Genomic DNA, 13,758 nt, shown 5'->3' on the forward strand with positions numbered 1-13,758 from the left:
AAGAGTGTTTTTGCTTCACGTATTACCATTAAAATGTAAGCAAGAGTTTAAGTGGCCGTCATAGTTGCAGACAAAATAAGCGACCAGATGGTCGCTTATTTTTAATATATATAATCGTTTACTAATAAACTTTTAGTCGTGGTAGAAAGCTCTACTACTTATTCAAAAAATATTATTAACAATCACTTAGCTTTTTTGCGTTTATCGGTAATTTCCCATTTTCCATCCACATAAAGCGCCGTCCAACCAGATGGTTTACCATCAATTTCAGACCGAACATAATTCTCTTTCGTTTTACGACTAAAGCGAATGACCGTAGGACGTCCATCAGGATCGGCTTCTGGTGCAGTTGTTAAATATTGAAATTTAGGTGAAATTCGATCTTTAAAACGAACCAACTCTTTAACCAATGGTGCTCTTGTTTCTCGTGATTTAGGGAAATTACTCGCCGCCATAAATAAGCCTGACGCACCATCTCGTAACACAAAATAAGCATCCGAGTTTTCACATGGTAATTCAGGCAAATGTACTGGATCTTCTTTCGGTGGCGCAACTTCACCATTTCGAAGAATTTTACGAGTGTTCTTACACTCTTCGTTGGTGCAGCCCATATACTTACCAAAGCGACCATTTTTCAACACCATATCAGCTGAGCACTTATCACACTCAACCACTGGCCCATCATAACCTTTTAGTTTGAATTCACCTTTCTCAACAAGGTAACCTTCGCAATTTGGATTATTACCACATACATGCAATTTACGTTTATCATCAATAAGATAAGCGTCCATCGCCGTTTCACAAATTGGACAACGCTTTTTCGCGCGCAAAGCAGCCGTTTCAACGTCTTCTTCCAAAACGTTAATTATGCCTTCTTCGTCACCCAAATTAATCGTGGTTTTACACCGCTCTTTTGGTGGTAATGCATAGCCAGAACAACCTAAGAATACGCCAGTAGAAGCGGTTCTAATGCCCATTTTTCGACTACAAGTTGGGCACTCGATGTCAGTTTCAACGATATGATTTGGTTTCATACCGCCAGCTTGCTCATCCAGTTCAGCTTTCTCTAAATGGCTAGAAAAATCACTAAAGAAGTTGTCTAACACTCCTTTCCAATCCGTTTGCCCTTCCGCAACTTGGTCTAATTTTTGTTCCATTCGAGCGGTAAAGTCGTAGTTCATTAAATCATCAAAACTACCATCTAGACGATCGGTTACAATTTCACCCATTTTCTCTGCATAAAATCGACGTTGATCGACTTTTACATAACCGCGATCTTGAATAGTAGAGATGATTGATGCATAAGTCGACGGACGTCCAATACCTCGTTTTTCAAGCTCCTTAACCAAAGCGGCTTCAGTAAATCGCGCTGGAGGCTTAGTAAAGTGTTGCTTAGGTTCTAATGTTTGCAATGCTAATTTGTCGCCAACATCAACAGCTGGAAGAATTTGGTCTTCATTCTTACCCATCGGTCTTTGAACACGAGTCCAACCATCAAATTTTAGAATTCTACCTTTCGCTTTCAAAGTGAAGTCTGCTGCTTTAACACTGACCGTGGTTGAGTCATATTTAGCCGGTGTCATTTGGCAAGCAACAAATTGATTCCAAATTAACGAGTAAAGTTTAACCGCGTCTGCTTCCATGCTTTGTAAGTCATCAGCTTTGACGTCAACACTAGATGGTCGTATCGCTTCGTGCGCTTCTTGAGCACCAGCTTTACTTCCGTAACGGATCGCAGCCTCAGGTAAATATGCATCGCCAAATTCAGTTGATATATAGCCACGAAGCGTCTCTACCGCTTCTGCACTTAAGTTGGTAGAGTCGGTACGCATATAGGTAATGTAACCGGCTTCGTACAAACGTTGCGCGAGCATCATGGTCTTTTTAACCCCATAACCTAAGCGCGTACTAGCCGCTTGCTGCAAAGTCGAGGTGATATACGGAGCAGACGGCTTACTTTGTGTTGGGCGATCTTCTCGCTTACACACTTCATACTCGGCAGAATTTAAAATGGTTAGAGCCGATTTTGTTTCTGCTTCAGAAGTGGGTTTAAAATTTAAGCCATCTTTTTGTGCCACGACTAAACGAAAATCGGTTTTATCCTTTGTTTTGGTCTCTGCATGCACATCCCAAAACTCTTCGGGAATAAAAGCATTAATCTCACGTTCACGCTCGACCAATAACTTAACCGCAACGGATTGAACTCGACCGGCAGACAGCCCTCGTGCTACTTTTTTCCAAAGTAAAGGTGAAACCATAAACCCAACCACACGATCCATAAAACGTCGTGCCTGCTGAGCATTTACACCATCCATACTTAACTCACCAGGAGTTTCAAAAGCCTGTTGGATCGCATTTTTAGTTATTTCGTTAAAAACAACTCGTTTATATCGCTGTTCATCACCACCGATGATCTCACGAAGGTGCCAAGCGATAGCCTCTCCCTCGCGGTCTAAATCGGTTGCGAGATAAACAGTATCAGCATCTTTGGCTAATTTTTGTAACTCAGCTACTACTTTTTCTTTACCGGGAAGCACTTGATAGTTCGCCTCCCAGTTGTTAAATGGGTCAATACCCATTTTTTTGATCAGTGATTTGCGCTCTTTCTCTTTTTTAATACGAGCTTTTTCTTCCGGGCTCATACCTTTAGTTGAAATCGCCGCCGCTTTTTGGCCATTACTTTGACCTGCCGTAGGAAGGTCTCTAACATGACCAACACTAGACTTAACGATGAAGTCTTTTCCAAGGTATTTATTGATGGTTTTCGCCTTGGCTGGTGACTCCACTATAACAAGTGACTTACCCATAATCGATTCTGACATCCTCAATCATTACGATGGCTTTATTCAATTAATAACGACAAATTTCGCTATTAAAACCTGTAACAATGTTAATTTTACTACTTTTACTATTGAGCGAGAGCGACAGAAGATCAACATTTTTTTTTCTTTTTATACTTAGTTGGTCGACTTATAAGCAGTTGAGCCTCGCTCCAAACAAGATGTCGCACATACTAATCGGCTACAAATTTAATGCCTTAGAAATGACGAAAATCTATGTCTTAGCTCACAATTTATCGTTATTTTTAGTTTAATTAGTTTAGACATTAACGTTGATTTTGTTTTTTTGAGGCATAAACTATGCAAAAAATTAATTTTAATATTCGGAGTTTTCATGAGTGAAGTAAAACCTATTGCTGCCTTTGACCTTCTACTGATTGCTAATCAACTTATTCAGGAACATCAAGATTATATAGAAGGTATGCGCGCCGACTCAGTTGAAGAAAAAGACGGTGTGCTCATTTTTAAAGGCAACTATTTTCTCGACCAACAAGGGTTACCAACAAAGAATACAACCGCTGTATTTAATATGTTTAAATATTTAGCTCACCAATTATCTAAAGAGTTTACTCTTAAATAAAATACAACCCACTAAACAGGTCATTGTTGACAATATTTATTATCATCAACAATGACCCGATTGTTATTAAAGCAGCATGGTAAGTGTAATTACCGTTATTACTTACTCAAAGCTTGTAACTTTTCAAAGTAATTAGGGAACGTTTTAGAAGTGCAACCAGGATCGTTAATAGTCACAGGGGTATTACTTAAGGCGACCAAAGAAAAGCACATCGCTATTCTATGATCATCGTAAGTATCTATTTCTGCGTGTTTTATATTACTTGTTGGAGTAATAATAATATAATCATCACCCTCTTCGACTTGTGCGCCGACTTTGCGTAACTCTGCTGACATAGCCGCCAGACGATCGGTTTCTTTAACACGCCAATTATAAACATTTCTAATCGCGGTCGTTCCTTTGGCGAATAATGCGGTTGTTGCAATAGTCATTGCCGCATCTGGTATATGATTAAAATCCATATCAATCGCTTTTAGTTCACCAACACGCGAGATGACGTAATCATCTCCCCACTCTATTTCTGCACCCATTTTCTCTAGTGCATCGGCAAACTGAATGTCACCTTGAATGCTATTTTTACCAATTCCAGTCACTTTTATCTCGCCACCTTTTATCGCTGCTGCCGCTAAAAAATACGAAGCAGAAGAAGCATCACCTTCCACTAAAAAGTCACCAGGAGATTGATAAGATTGACCAGTTGGGATCACAAATTGCTGATAGTTATTATTAATAACCTCGATACCAAACTGTTGCATGATATGCAGTGTAATATCGATATAAGGCTTGGAAACCAAATCACCTTCTATGTTGATGGTTATTTCACCATCAGCTAATGGGGCTGACATTAAAAATGCAGTTAAGAACTGGCTTGAAATTGAGCCATCAATTGATACTGAACCGCTTTTTAAGCCTGTACCGTGGATTCGAAGTGGTGGATAGTTTTCATTTTCTAAATATTCAATTTTCGCTCCAGCACTTCGTAATGCTTTAACAAGATGACCAATTGGTCTTTCTTTCATTCGAGGCTCACCCGTTAACACGTAATCACCTTCGCCCAAGCATAAGGCTGCGGCGAGTGGACGCATTGCGGTTCCTGCATTACCTAAAAACAGCTCTAATTCACCGGAAGTATGAAATGATTGCCCAAGGCCTTGTACTTCACAAACCGTTTTATCTTCTGAAAGTGAATACTGTACACCTAGCTGAGTCAACGCATTTAGCATATGACGAATATCGTCACTATCGAGAAGATTGGTTAAGCGTGTTGTACCGTTAGCAAGTGCGGCCAGTAATAATGCTCTATTTGAAACACTTTTAGAGCCAGGAAGGTTAATTTCACCATTTACCTGATGAATAGGCTGTAGTGTGAGGGATTCCATTCAATTTATTGTCAATAGATTCTTGGTAACAGCAGATTATAGAAATTTTTTTACTATGGCTAGTGAAAATGAGACCACATTCATTTATGGTAGTTAAGTAACTATTATATATAAGACTAAAATATATATAACACTAAATAAAATAGACGTCAGGATAATTAGACAACTCAATGACCATTTATTTGCCAGAACTGGATACGGATTCCTTTGCTTTTCCACCACATAGCCAAGCATTAACCGACCCGAACGGGTTACTTGCTTTAGGCGGTGATCTTAAAGCTGAGCGATTAATAGAGGCATATAAACACGGTATATTCCCATGGTATGGCTCAAACGAACCAATATTGTGGTGGAGCCCCACTCCGCGAGCGGTGTTTATCCCTGAAAACTTCAAACCGTCTAGAAGTTTAAAAAAATTTTACCGGCAATCAAACTATACGATCAGTATTAATGTTAGCACCGATCGAGTTATCCAATCATGCGCCAACATTAGGGATAAAGATGAAATGTGGTTAAACCCCGACATGCAACGTGCTTATTCACGGCTCGCTTCTTTGGGTTATTGCCACTCGGTTGAAGTTTGGCAAGATAGAGAGCTAATTGGTGGTTTGTATGGAATTCAAGTAGGAAAAATTTTTTGTGGCGAGTCAATGTTTAGCAGAAAAACCAATGCTTCTAAAATTGCATTATGGGCTTTTTGCGAACATTTTCACTCATTTGGTGGAGCACTGGTTGACTGTCAAATCCTCAATCCACATACTGAATCATTAGGAGCAATCGAGCTGGACCGTGAAGAATTTTTAACTAAACTCACATCGTTAAGAACCCAAAAAATTGATGATGTTTGTTACCAACCACAGTGGCTCGACATCCCTTCGACACTATCCGCCTCATGACACTATCCGCCTCATAATGATAATGTCGGATAACTTCACCAAACATAAATAAAAAGTCCTCAGCAGGGAAAGCAGCTCATGTCGGATAACAACCTACAGATTAAAATTGGCTTATCAGGCCAAAACCCTTGCAACTATTTACAAGGCGAAGCGGAAAGAGTAGCCATCGCATTAGATGACACTTGTCACAATGGATCAAGTTACGAAATATTGCTTGCCAATGGTTTTAGAAGAAGTGGCGACACCATTTATACACCCTATTGTGACCACTGTAACGCTTGCCAAGCGATCCGTTTGTCTATTGCTGATATAACCCTGTCACGCAGTCAAAAAAGGCTTAAAAATAAAGCCAACAAGCTGACATGGAAAATGAAAGACCGAATGGATGAAGAATGGTTTGAATTATATAGCCAGTATATTAACAAGCGTCATAGTGATGGCAGTATGTATCCACCAAAAAAACAAGAGTTTTATCAATTCTCTCGCTCTAATTGGCTCGATATACGTTATTTACACATCTACGATGAAAAGAATCTGGTCGCAATAGCGGTCACCGATGATTTACCGCATAGTGCGAGCGCATTCTATACTTTCTTTGACCCAGATCACCCTTTATCCCTTGGTACCGTTGGGATACTAATGCAAATTGAATATTGTATCCAAACCAACAAACAGTGGCTTTATTTAGGCTATCAGATAGACAAATGCCCAGCAATGAACTACAAAGTACGTTTTCATCGTCATCAAAGGCTAGTAAATCAACGATGGCAAGGGTAGAATACTGCCCAACTTTAATATATCCAATTAATGACCCTATGAGTCGTTAATAATTTGCCTTATTTCTAAAGAGGATTAAATGGCTAAAGAAGACGTAATTGAAATGCAAGGCACTGTTCTTGATACTCTGCCTAACACTATGTTCCGTGTTGAGCTTGAAAACGGTCACGTTGTGACAGCTCATATCTCTGGTAAAATGCGTAAAAACTACATCCGTATTCTTACTGGCGATAAAGTAACTGTAGAGATGACTCCATACGACTTGTCAAAAGGTCGCATTGTCTTCCGTGCTCGTTAATCCCTCAGCGATTACGCAATAATAAAAAAACGGAGCCAAAAGCTCCGTTTTTTATTACTCTTTTAGGCAGAACATTAATGAACAGGCTCTTCTTGTGCGTTCAAATAATGAAATGCTAACTCATCTTCAGCAATGTCTACTTTTACGGTACCACCATTAACCAACGAACCGAACAGAAGCTCATTCGCTAACGGTTTTTTCAATTTATCTTGAATAACACGACCCATCGGACGAGCACCCATAGTCTTATCATAGCCTTTACTTGCTAACCAGTGCCTCGCCTCTTCAGAAACTTCTAAAGATACACCACGAGCGTCTAGTAAGGCTTGTAGTTCAACAATAAATTTATCGACCACCTGATGGATCACTTGTTCATCTAAACTATTAAACCAAATAATACTATCTAAACGGTTTCTAAATTCTGGTGTGAAGACTTTCTTAATTTCTGCCATCGCATCGGTACTATTATCTTGCTGAATTAGTCCCATCGACTTTTTCTCTGTCTCAGAAACACCAGCATTGGTTGTCATGACAAGAATAACATTACGGAAATCCGCTTTGCGACCATTGTTATCCGTTAGAGTGCCGTTATCCATTACTTGTAATAATAAATTAAAAATCTCTGGATGCGCTTTTTCTATTTCATCAAGTAACACGACTGAGTGAGGATGCTTGATTACTGCATCGGTTAACAATCCACCTTGGTCATAACCAACATAGCCAGGAGGTGCACCGATCAAGCGACTAACAGAGTGGCGCTCACCATACTCAGACATATCAAAACGTAGTAATTCTATTCCAAGCAACTTAGCTAACTGTAACGTTACTTCGGTTTTACCTACACCGGTAGGTCCAGCAAACAAGAAAGAACCAACTGGCTTGTTATCTGCTCCAAGCCCAGCACGAGTTAACTTGATAGCTTCGCTCAATACGCCAATAGCATCATCTTGACCAAACACCAACATCTTCATCCGTTTTTCCAGCTCTTGAAGTGTGTCTTTATCTGATGAAGACACTGACTTTTCTGGTATCCGTGCCATTTTGGCAACCATAGACTCAATATCGGCAACACTAACGGTTTTTTTACGACGGCTCGCAGGCGCAAGACGACTACGAGCACCGGCTTCATCGATTACATCAATGGCTTTATCCGGTAAATGACGCTCATTAATGTATTTAGCAGATAGTTCCACAGCCGCTCGGAGTGCTTTATTGGTATATCTCACTTCATGATGTGCTTCATATTTAGGTTTTAATCCAATAAGAATTTTGGTGGTGTCATCCAAAGAAGGTTCTACCACATCTATTTTTTGGAATCGTCTCGACAACGCTCGTTCTTTCTCAAAAATATTGCTGTATTCTTGATAGGTTGTCGAACCAATACAACGCAATTTACCACTACTTAATAGTGGCTTAATCAAATTAGCTGCATCAACTTGACCACCAGACGCAGCACCTGCACCGATAATTGTATGGATCTCATCAATAAATAAAATCGCGTCTTTTTCTTGCTCAAGCTGTTTCAAAATACCTTTAAGGCGTTTTTCGAAATCGCCACGGTACTTAGTACCCGCTAAAAGTGAACCTATATCTAGTGAATAAATAACACTGTCTTTTATAACATCAGGAACTTGGCCTTCAACAATCCGCCAAGCTAGTCCTTCTGCAATCGCTGTTTTACCAACCCCGGCTTCACCCACTAGCAGAGGGTTATTTTTACGACGACGACATAGAACTTGAACCGTCCTTTCAAGTTCTTTATCCCGTCCAATTAATGGGTCAATATCGCCTTGTTTCGCCACATTGTTTAAATTAGTGGCAAAAGCCTCTAACTTCTCATCAGCAGGGATTTCTTCTGCTGTTTCACTGCCAAATACATTCGGTGAAGAATCGTCACTATCTTGATTGGTCCCTTTGCTTATACCATGTGAAATATAGTTAACGATATCTAATCGACTCACGTCGTGTTTTTTGAGTAAATAAGCAGCATGTGACTCTTGCTCACTAAATATAGCAACCAATACATTCGCGCCAGACACTTCATTTCGACCAGAAGATTGAACATGGAATACCGCTCTTTGCAATACACGCTGAAAACTTAATGTTGGTTGAGTCTCTCTTGTCTCGTCATTTTCAGGGATAAGTGGTGTAGTTTGGTCGATAAAGGTATCTAGCTCATCTTTCAAAACATCAATATCTGCCTGACAAGCTTTGAGAGTATCTCTAGCAGCTTGATTATCCAGTAACGCAAGTAACAGGTGTTCAACTGTCATAAATTCATGATGCTTGTCTCTAGCACGGGCAAAGGCCCCGTTAAGACTTGTTTCTAGTTCTTTGTTAAGCATAAGTACCTCTCGCAATGAGCAAATCTACATTTGATGAGTCGCTATTAAATTAAGCCTTTTCCATCGTACATAACAGTGGATGCTCGTTTTCTCTCGAGTACATAGTGACCTGCGCCACTTTAGTCTCCGCAATTTCAGCAGAATAAGTACCACAAATCGCTTTACCTTCGTAATGAATTTGCAGCATTATCTGGGTCGCTTTTTCCATATCCATGGAAAAATATCTGGTCAAAATATCGATGACAAAATCCATCGGCGTATAATCGTCATTATTCAAAACAACATGGTACAAAGATGGTTCCTTGACCTTAGCTTGTTCTTTTTCCAGCAGGTCTAAATCTGGAGTTATCCATTCAAATTTTTTGTTCATTTTTTTTATCGAGTCATTGAAAAGTGTTCAAATTACCTTTCTTTAACATAGAGACTAATTCACCATTGGTGTCCCTGCAAATAAAACTTCGTCATCTTTTAATTTTATTCCTCCAACTGTGCAAATTATAACCACTTATACAACAACCAAAAAGTTTGAGTAGTCGATCACAAAGCTGACATTTTATGAATCTCAAAAATGATTTGTAAGAAATTTTTCGATTTTTTATGGCTTTCAACTATTGACTGCACTCGCTCATTGATTAAATTATGTACTATAGTGATAACATTTATTCGTTGATCAAAACACGTACTAATCACTCAAGTTCAAGTGATATGCATACAATCATTTGAAACAACTTCAGTTACATAATGCATGAGGGATGGAAAGCATGGCTACAGGTACAGTTAAGTGGTTTAACAACGCCAAAGGATTTGGATTTATCTGCCCAGAAGATGAAGATGGTGATATTTTTGCCCATTACTCAACCATTCAAATGGACGGCTATCGTACATTAAAAGCAGGTCAACAAGTGTCCTACGAAGTCGAAGATGGGCCAAAAGGCTCTCACGCTAGTTCGATCGTTCCGGTTGAAGGTCAAAACGCAAAATAGCTAACAACGGGATTTTATAAATAAGACCCCAGTTTAAAGAATGTATTAGTTAGTTAAAACGGTACATAAAATAAAAAACCCGCACTCAGCGGGTTTTTTATTTGTTTATCAGCTTATAAGCAATCTGCTTGTAACAAAACAAATCTACTCATAACAAGGCTGCTCACAACAAGCTATCTATCACTTGGTTTAAAGTGGTACTTGGACGCATTAGGTTTGAAACTAAATCATCAACTGGGAAGTAATAACCTCCTAAGTCTCCTTTCACACCTTGAGCTGAATTTAACTCATTAACAATGGCTTCTTCATTGTCTGACAACGTTGTCGCTATCGGTGCAAATTGCTCAGCAAGTTCCGCATCTGCAGATTGCTCAGCCAGTGCCTCAGCCCAATAAGTTGCCAAGTAGTAATGACTTCCACGGTTATCCAACTCTCCAACACGGCGAGATGGTGACTTATTAGTATCTAGAAACTTACCCGTTGCTTTATCTAGAGTATCGGCAAGAACTTTGGCTTTTGCATTACCGGTGACGACACTCAGATGCTCTAAAGATGCCGCTAGTGCCAAAAATTCACCTAAAGAATCCCAACGTAAATGGTTCTCTTTTTCTACTTGCTGAACATGCTTAGGCGCGGAACCACCCGCTCCTGTTTCAAACAGGCCACCACCGTTCATTAACGGCACAATAGATAGCATTTTAGCAGAAGTACCTAACTCAAGAATTGGGAATAAATCGGTAAGGTAGTCACGCAATACATTTCCTGTAACAGAGATGGTATCTAGGCCTTGTTTAATACGCGTTAAAGAAAAATCTGTAGCTTCAACAGGTGACAAAATTTTAATATCTAAACCGGCAGTATCGTGTTCAGGAAGATAAGCGTTCACTTTTTTAATCAATTCAGCATCGTGTGCACGAGCAGAATCTAACCAAAATACAGCAGGCACATTGCTTGCTCGTGCTCGTGATACAGCCAGCTTAACCCAATCTTTGATCGGTGCGTCTTTCACTTGACACATACGGAAGATATCGCCTTGCTCAACGGTTTGTTGCATAAGTACACGACCTGACGCATCAACCACATTCACTGTACCGGCATCTTGAATCACAAACGTTTTATCATGAGAGCCATATTCTTCTGCTTTTTGTGCCATTAAGCCCACATTAGGCACGCTGCCCATTGTTGTAGGGTCAAACGCACCATTGACTTTACAGAAATCAATAACAGCTTGATAAACACCAGCATAACAACGATCAGGGATCATCGCTTTGGTGTCTTTAAGTTGACCGTCTGGTCCCCACATTTTTCCTGAAGATCTGATCATTGCAGGCATAGAAGCATCCACAATCACATCACTTGGCACGTGTAAATTGGTGATTCCGCGATCAGAGTCAACCATGGCTAATGGCGGTTGCACAGCATAAACACTTTGTAATGCTGCTTTTATTTCAGCTTGTTTCTCTTCTGGTAAAGCTTGGATCTTGACATAAACATCACCAATACCATTATTCACATCAACGCCGATTTCGTCAAAAAGATCGCCGTATTGGTCAAATACTGTTTTGTAGTAAGCTTTAACCGCATAACCAAAAATGACCGGGTCAGACACTTTCATCATAGTTGCTTTTAAATGCAGTGAAAGTAAAACATCTTCTTGTTTTGCTTTAGCGGTTTCTGTGTCAAAGAACTCGACCAAGGCTTTTTTATTTAAAACTGACGCATCAATAATTTCTTTATCCAGTAAAGCTAGCTTATCTTTTAATACTTGCGTTTCACCGTTTGCTTTAACAAGTTGAATACTTACTTCTGTTGCACCATCAATTGTGACGGATGTTTCACTACCAAAAAAGTCATTCGCATCCATACTTGCAACGTGAGATTTAGAATCAGCCGACCACTCACCCATTGAATGTGGATTTTTCTTAGCGTAGTTTTTAACTGACGTCGGCGCTCTACGGTCTGAGTTACCCTCTCGTAGCACTGGGTTTACTGCACTACCTTTAATTCTGCCGTACGCATCTTGGATAGCTTTCTGTTCATCGGTTACCGCCTCTTCAGGATAATCTGGTAACGCATAACCTTTTTGCTGAAGTTCTTTAATAGCAGCTTGTAATTGCGGTATCGATGCGGAAATATTGGGCAATTTGATGATATTAGCTTCTGGTGTCTTTGCTAAGTCACCTAATTCTGTCAGTGCATCACCAATGCGTTGCTCTTCAGCTAAATACTCAGGGAAATTAGCAATAATACGCCCCGCGAGTGAAATATCGCGTGTGTCAACGTCGATACCAGAAGACGCGGTAAATGCACGAATAATAGGTAGCAATGAGTGAGTGGCTAGTGCTGGAGCTTCATCAGTAATGGTATAAATGATGGTCGGTTTTTCTGTAGGCATGAAATTTCCCTATATTTTCTGAGGCTAGTTGGATGAGAAGTAAGCCCGTATTTGATTAACACGTTTAGTATTCCCATTACATCCAGAATATCCAAACATGCTTGATGTTCTTATGGTCTAAGTTGAATTCTTGTCCATCCCTTAAACAGCTGTATTTTTATAATTAAACAATCTCGGCGAGTTAGTCTATCATATTGTGCAGCATTCCATATTTTAGGCGCAAAAATGATAGCCTAATTTTGCTAACATTCAAACTTTTACAAACACTTTGTTTACATAAATGTAAGGTAGTTAACATGTCATCACGCTCTACGGGTGCAAGTTGGTCTAAATCAGACAAATCTAAACCGACTAATTTTAAACACCGACGTGCTAATTCATCGAGCAAAAATAGAGTCAAAAAACGCAAAGTTAAATCGACAGTGTCTGCAGAAGATCGCATCGTGCTTATATTTAATAAACCGTACGACACGTTAAGTCAATTTACTGACGAAAAATCCGTTGACGGCATTAAAAGGCAAACATTAGCCGATTTTGTTTCTGTCAAAAATGTGTATGCGGCAGGTCGATTAGACAGAGACAGTGAAGGCCTAATGATATTGACCAACGATGGTGAACTACAAGCAAAATTGACTCAACCTCGTTCTAAATCACCAAAAACCTACTGGGTTCAAGTCGAAGGGTTACCTAGTGAGCAAGACTTAGATAAACTCCGACATGGCGTTGAACTTAAAGACGGTTTAACTTTACCTGCTCAAGTTGAAATAATCGCAGAACCAAATGTATGGCCGCGCATACCTCCGGTTAGGTTTCGAGCAGCCATACCCACTACTTGGTTAGCGATCACTATTATTGAAGGTCGCAATCGACAAGTAAGACGAATGACTGCGAATATCGGTTTCCCAACGTTAAGGCTGATTCGTTATGCCATGGGGCAACAGACTTTACAAGATTTAGCACCCGGTGAATTTCGCCATATAAAAATGTCGTCTACTCTCCTTCCATAAAACCAAGATCTGGCAGTAAATCTAAATGTTGGGCATAACGTTTTTGATCAAACTTTGCCCCATTTTTCATCACATCAAACACTTCAATAGCTAAGGCGCAGGCCATCATCTCTTTCGCATCTTGTTGTGACGCACCTGTCATCACTAGACGCATCAGGGTTTCTTTTACTTTAATTGGTTCACCATCCGCTAATTGATTTTCAATTGTTTCTATTAGTACGGCTTGGTCCATAAATTCATTTTGATCGCTCATGTATT

General features: G+C 39.8%; 12 protein-coding genes. 6 read left to right on the top strand and 6 right to left on the bottom strand.

Annotated features, from left to right (window positions below):
- Window positions 1–182: 182 nt before the first annotated feature.
- Complete coding sequence (gene topA, locus ACLKML_RS19860) at window positions 183–2,807, bottom strand: type I DNA topoisomerase (protein WP_413285939.1); 2,625 nt, start codon at window positions 2,805–2,807, stop codon at window positions 183–185.
- 367 nt (window positions 2,808–3,174) lie between these two features.
- Between topA and ACLKML_RS19865 the strand changes: the two genes are divergently transcribed.
- Window positions 3,175–3,420 carry a YciN family protein gene (locus ACLKML_RS19865; protein WP_413284686.1) on the top strand — a complete coding sequence of 82 codons (246 nt, stop codon included), beginning with the start codon at window positions 3,175–3,177 and terminating at the stop codon, window positions 3,418–3,420.
- Between the two features lie 98 nt (window positions 3,421–3,518).
- Here the strand turns inward: ACLKML_RS19865 and aroA are convergent, their stop codons facing one another.
- Window positions 3,519–4,799: a 3-phosphoshikimate 1-carboxyvinyltransferase gene (aroA, locus tag ACLKML_RS19870; RefSeq protein ID WP_413284687.1), complete on the bottom strand. Its 1,281-nt coding sequence runs from the start codon at window positions 4,797–4,799 to the stop codon at window positions 3,519–3,521.
- 170 nt (window positions 4,800–4,969) lie between these two features.
- On the opposite strand from aroA, the gene aat reads away from it, so the two are divergent.
- The 3 genes from aat (at window position 4,970) to infA (ending at window position 6,770) form a co-directional block, all read left to right on the top strand.
- Window positions 4,970–5,695, top strand: a complete 726-nt coding sequence (gene aat / locus ACLKML_RS19875) for a leucyl/phenylalanyl-tRNA--protein transferase (RefSeq protein ID WP_413284688.1) — start codon at window positions 4,970–4,972, stop codon at window positions 5,693–5,695.
- Between the two features lie 78 nt (window positions 5,696–5,773).
- Window positions 5,774–6,472, top strand: coding sequence for an arginyltransferase (locus ACLKML_RS19880; RefSeq protein WP_413284689.1), 699 nt, complete (start codon window positions 5,774–5,776; stop codon window positions 6,470–6,472).
- A gap of 79 nt (window positions 6,473–6,551) precedes the next feature.
- Window positions 6,552–6,770 (top strand): translation initiation factor IF-1, encoded by a 219-nt coding sequence (infA, locus tag ACLKML_RS19885; protein WP_001040192.1) that lies wholly within the window; start codon window positions 6,552–6,554, stop codon window positions 6,768–6,770.
- Between the two features lie 74 nt (window positions 6,771–6,844).
- Here the strand turns inward: infA and clpA are convergent, their stop codons facing one another.
- Window positions 6,845–9,115, bottom strand: coding sequence for an ATP-dependent Clp protease ATP-binding subunit ClpA (clpA, locus tag ACLKML_RS19890; RefSeq protein ID WP_413284690.1), 2,271 nt, complete (start codon window positions 9,113–9,115; stop codon window positions 6,845–6,847).
- Between the two features lie 49 nt (window positions 9,116–9,164).
- The gene (clpS, locus tag ACLKML_RS19895; RefSeq protein ID WP_413284691.1) at window positions 9,165–9,485 is read right to left on the bottom strand and encodes an ATP-dependent Clp protease adapter ClpS; all 321 of its coding nucleotides are present in this window, start codon (window positions 9,483–9,485) and stop codon (window positions 9,165–9,167) included.
- Between the two features lie 391 nt (window positions 9,486–9,876).
- Between clpS and cspD the strand changes: the two genes are divergently transcribed.
- Window positions 9,877–10,098 carry a cold shock domain-containing protein CspD gene (gene cspD / locus ACLKML_RS19900; protein WP_413284692.1) on the top strand — a complete coding sequence of 74 codons (222 nt, stop codon included), beginning with the start codon at window positions 9,877–9,879 and terminating at the stop codon, window positions 10,096–10,098.
- A gap of 163 nt (window positions 10,099–10,261) precedes the next feature.
- On the opposite strand, the gene ACLKML_RS19905 is transcribed toward cspD, so the two are convergent.
- Window positions 10,262–12,493 (bottom strand): NADP-dependent isocitrate dehydrogenase, encoded by a 2,232-nt coding sequence (locus ACLKML_RS19905; protein WP_413284693.1) that lies wholly within the window; start codon window positions 12,491–12,493, stop codon window positions 10,262–10,264.
- 296 nt (window positions 12,494–12,789) lie between these two features.
- On the opposite strand from ACLKML_RS19905, the gene ACLKML_RS19910 reads away from it, so the two are divergent.
- A complete protein-coding gene (locus tag ACLKML_RS19910) occupies window positions 12,790–13,500 on the top strand; it encodes a pseudouridine synthase (protein ID WP_413284694.1) in 711 nt (236 codons plus the stop codon).
- Here the strand turns inward: ACLKML_RS19910 and ACLKML_RS19915 are convergent.
- On the bottom strand, window positions 13,484–13,753 hold the full coding sequence (locus tag ACLKML_RS19915) for a hypothetical protein (protein WP_413284695.1): 270 nt from the start codon (window positions 13,751–13,753) through the stop codon (window positions 13,484–13,486). The two genes, ACLKML_RS19910 and ACLKML_RS19915, sit on opposite strands and share 17 nt — an antisense overlap.
- Between the last annotated feature and the right edge of the window lie 5 nt (window positions 13,754–13,758).

The sequence above is a fragment of the Vibrio sp. MA40-2 genome (assembly GCF_047302445.1).
GTDB lineage: Bacteria > Pseudomonadota > Gammaproteobacteria > Enterobacterales > Vibrionaceae > Vibrio.

What these genes read in the sequence shown, in the direction of transcription:
- topA (WP_413285939.1), bottom strand. Translation starts at nt 2,807, where the DNA reads ATGGGTAAGTCACTTGTTATAGTGGAGTCACCAGCCAAGGCGAAAACC.
- ACLKML_RS19865 (WP_413284686.1), top strand. Translation starts at nt 3,175, where the DNA reads ATGAGTGAAGTAAAACCTATTGCTGCCTTTGACCTTCTACTGATTGCT.
- aroA (WP_413284687.1), bottom strand. Translation starts at nt 4,799, where the DNA reads ATGGAATCCCTCACACTACAGCCTATTCATCAGGTAAATGGTGAAATT.
- aat (WP_413284688.1), top strand. Translation starts at nt 4,970, where the DNA reads ATGACCATTTATTTGCCAGAACTGGATACGGATTCCTTTGCTTTTCCA.
- ACLKML_RS19880 (WP_413284689.1), top strand. Translation starts at nt 5,774, where the DNA reads ATGTCGGATAACAACCTACAGATTAAAATTGGCTTATCAGGCCAAAAC.
- infA (WP_001040192.1), top strand. Translation starts at nt 6,552, where the DNA reads ATGGCTAAAGAAGACGTAATTGAAATGCAAGGCACTGTTCTTGATACT.
- clpA (WP_413284690.1), bottom strand. Translation starts at nt 9,115, where the DNA reads ATGCTTAACAAAGAACTAGAAACAAGTCTTAACGGGGCCTTTGCCCGT.
- clpS (WP_413284691.1), bottom strand. Translation starts at nt 9,485, where the DNA reads ATGAACAAAAAATTTGAATGGATAACTCCAGATTTAGACCTGCTGGAA.
- cspD (WP_413284692.1), top strand. Translation starts at nt 9,877, where the DNA reads ATGGCTACAGGTACAGTTAAGTGGTTTAACAACGCCAAAGGATTTGGA.
- ACLKML_RS19905 (WP_413284693.1), bottom strand. Translation starts at nt 12,493, where the DNA reads ATGCCTACAGAAAAACCGACCATCATTTATACCATTACTGATGAAGCT.
- ACLKML_RS19910 (WP_413284694.1), top strand. Translation starts at nt 12,790, where the DNA reads ATGTCATCACGCTCTACGGGTGCAAGTTGGTCTAAATCAGACAAATCT.
- ACLKML_RS19915 (WP_413284695.1), bottom strand. Translation starts at nt 13,753, where the DNA reads ATGAGCGATCAAAATGAATTTATGGACCAAGCCGTACTAATAGAAACA.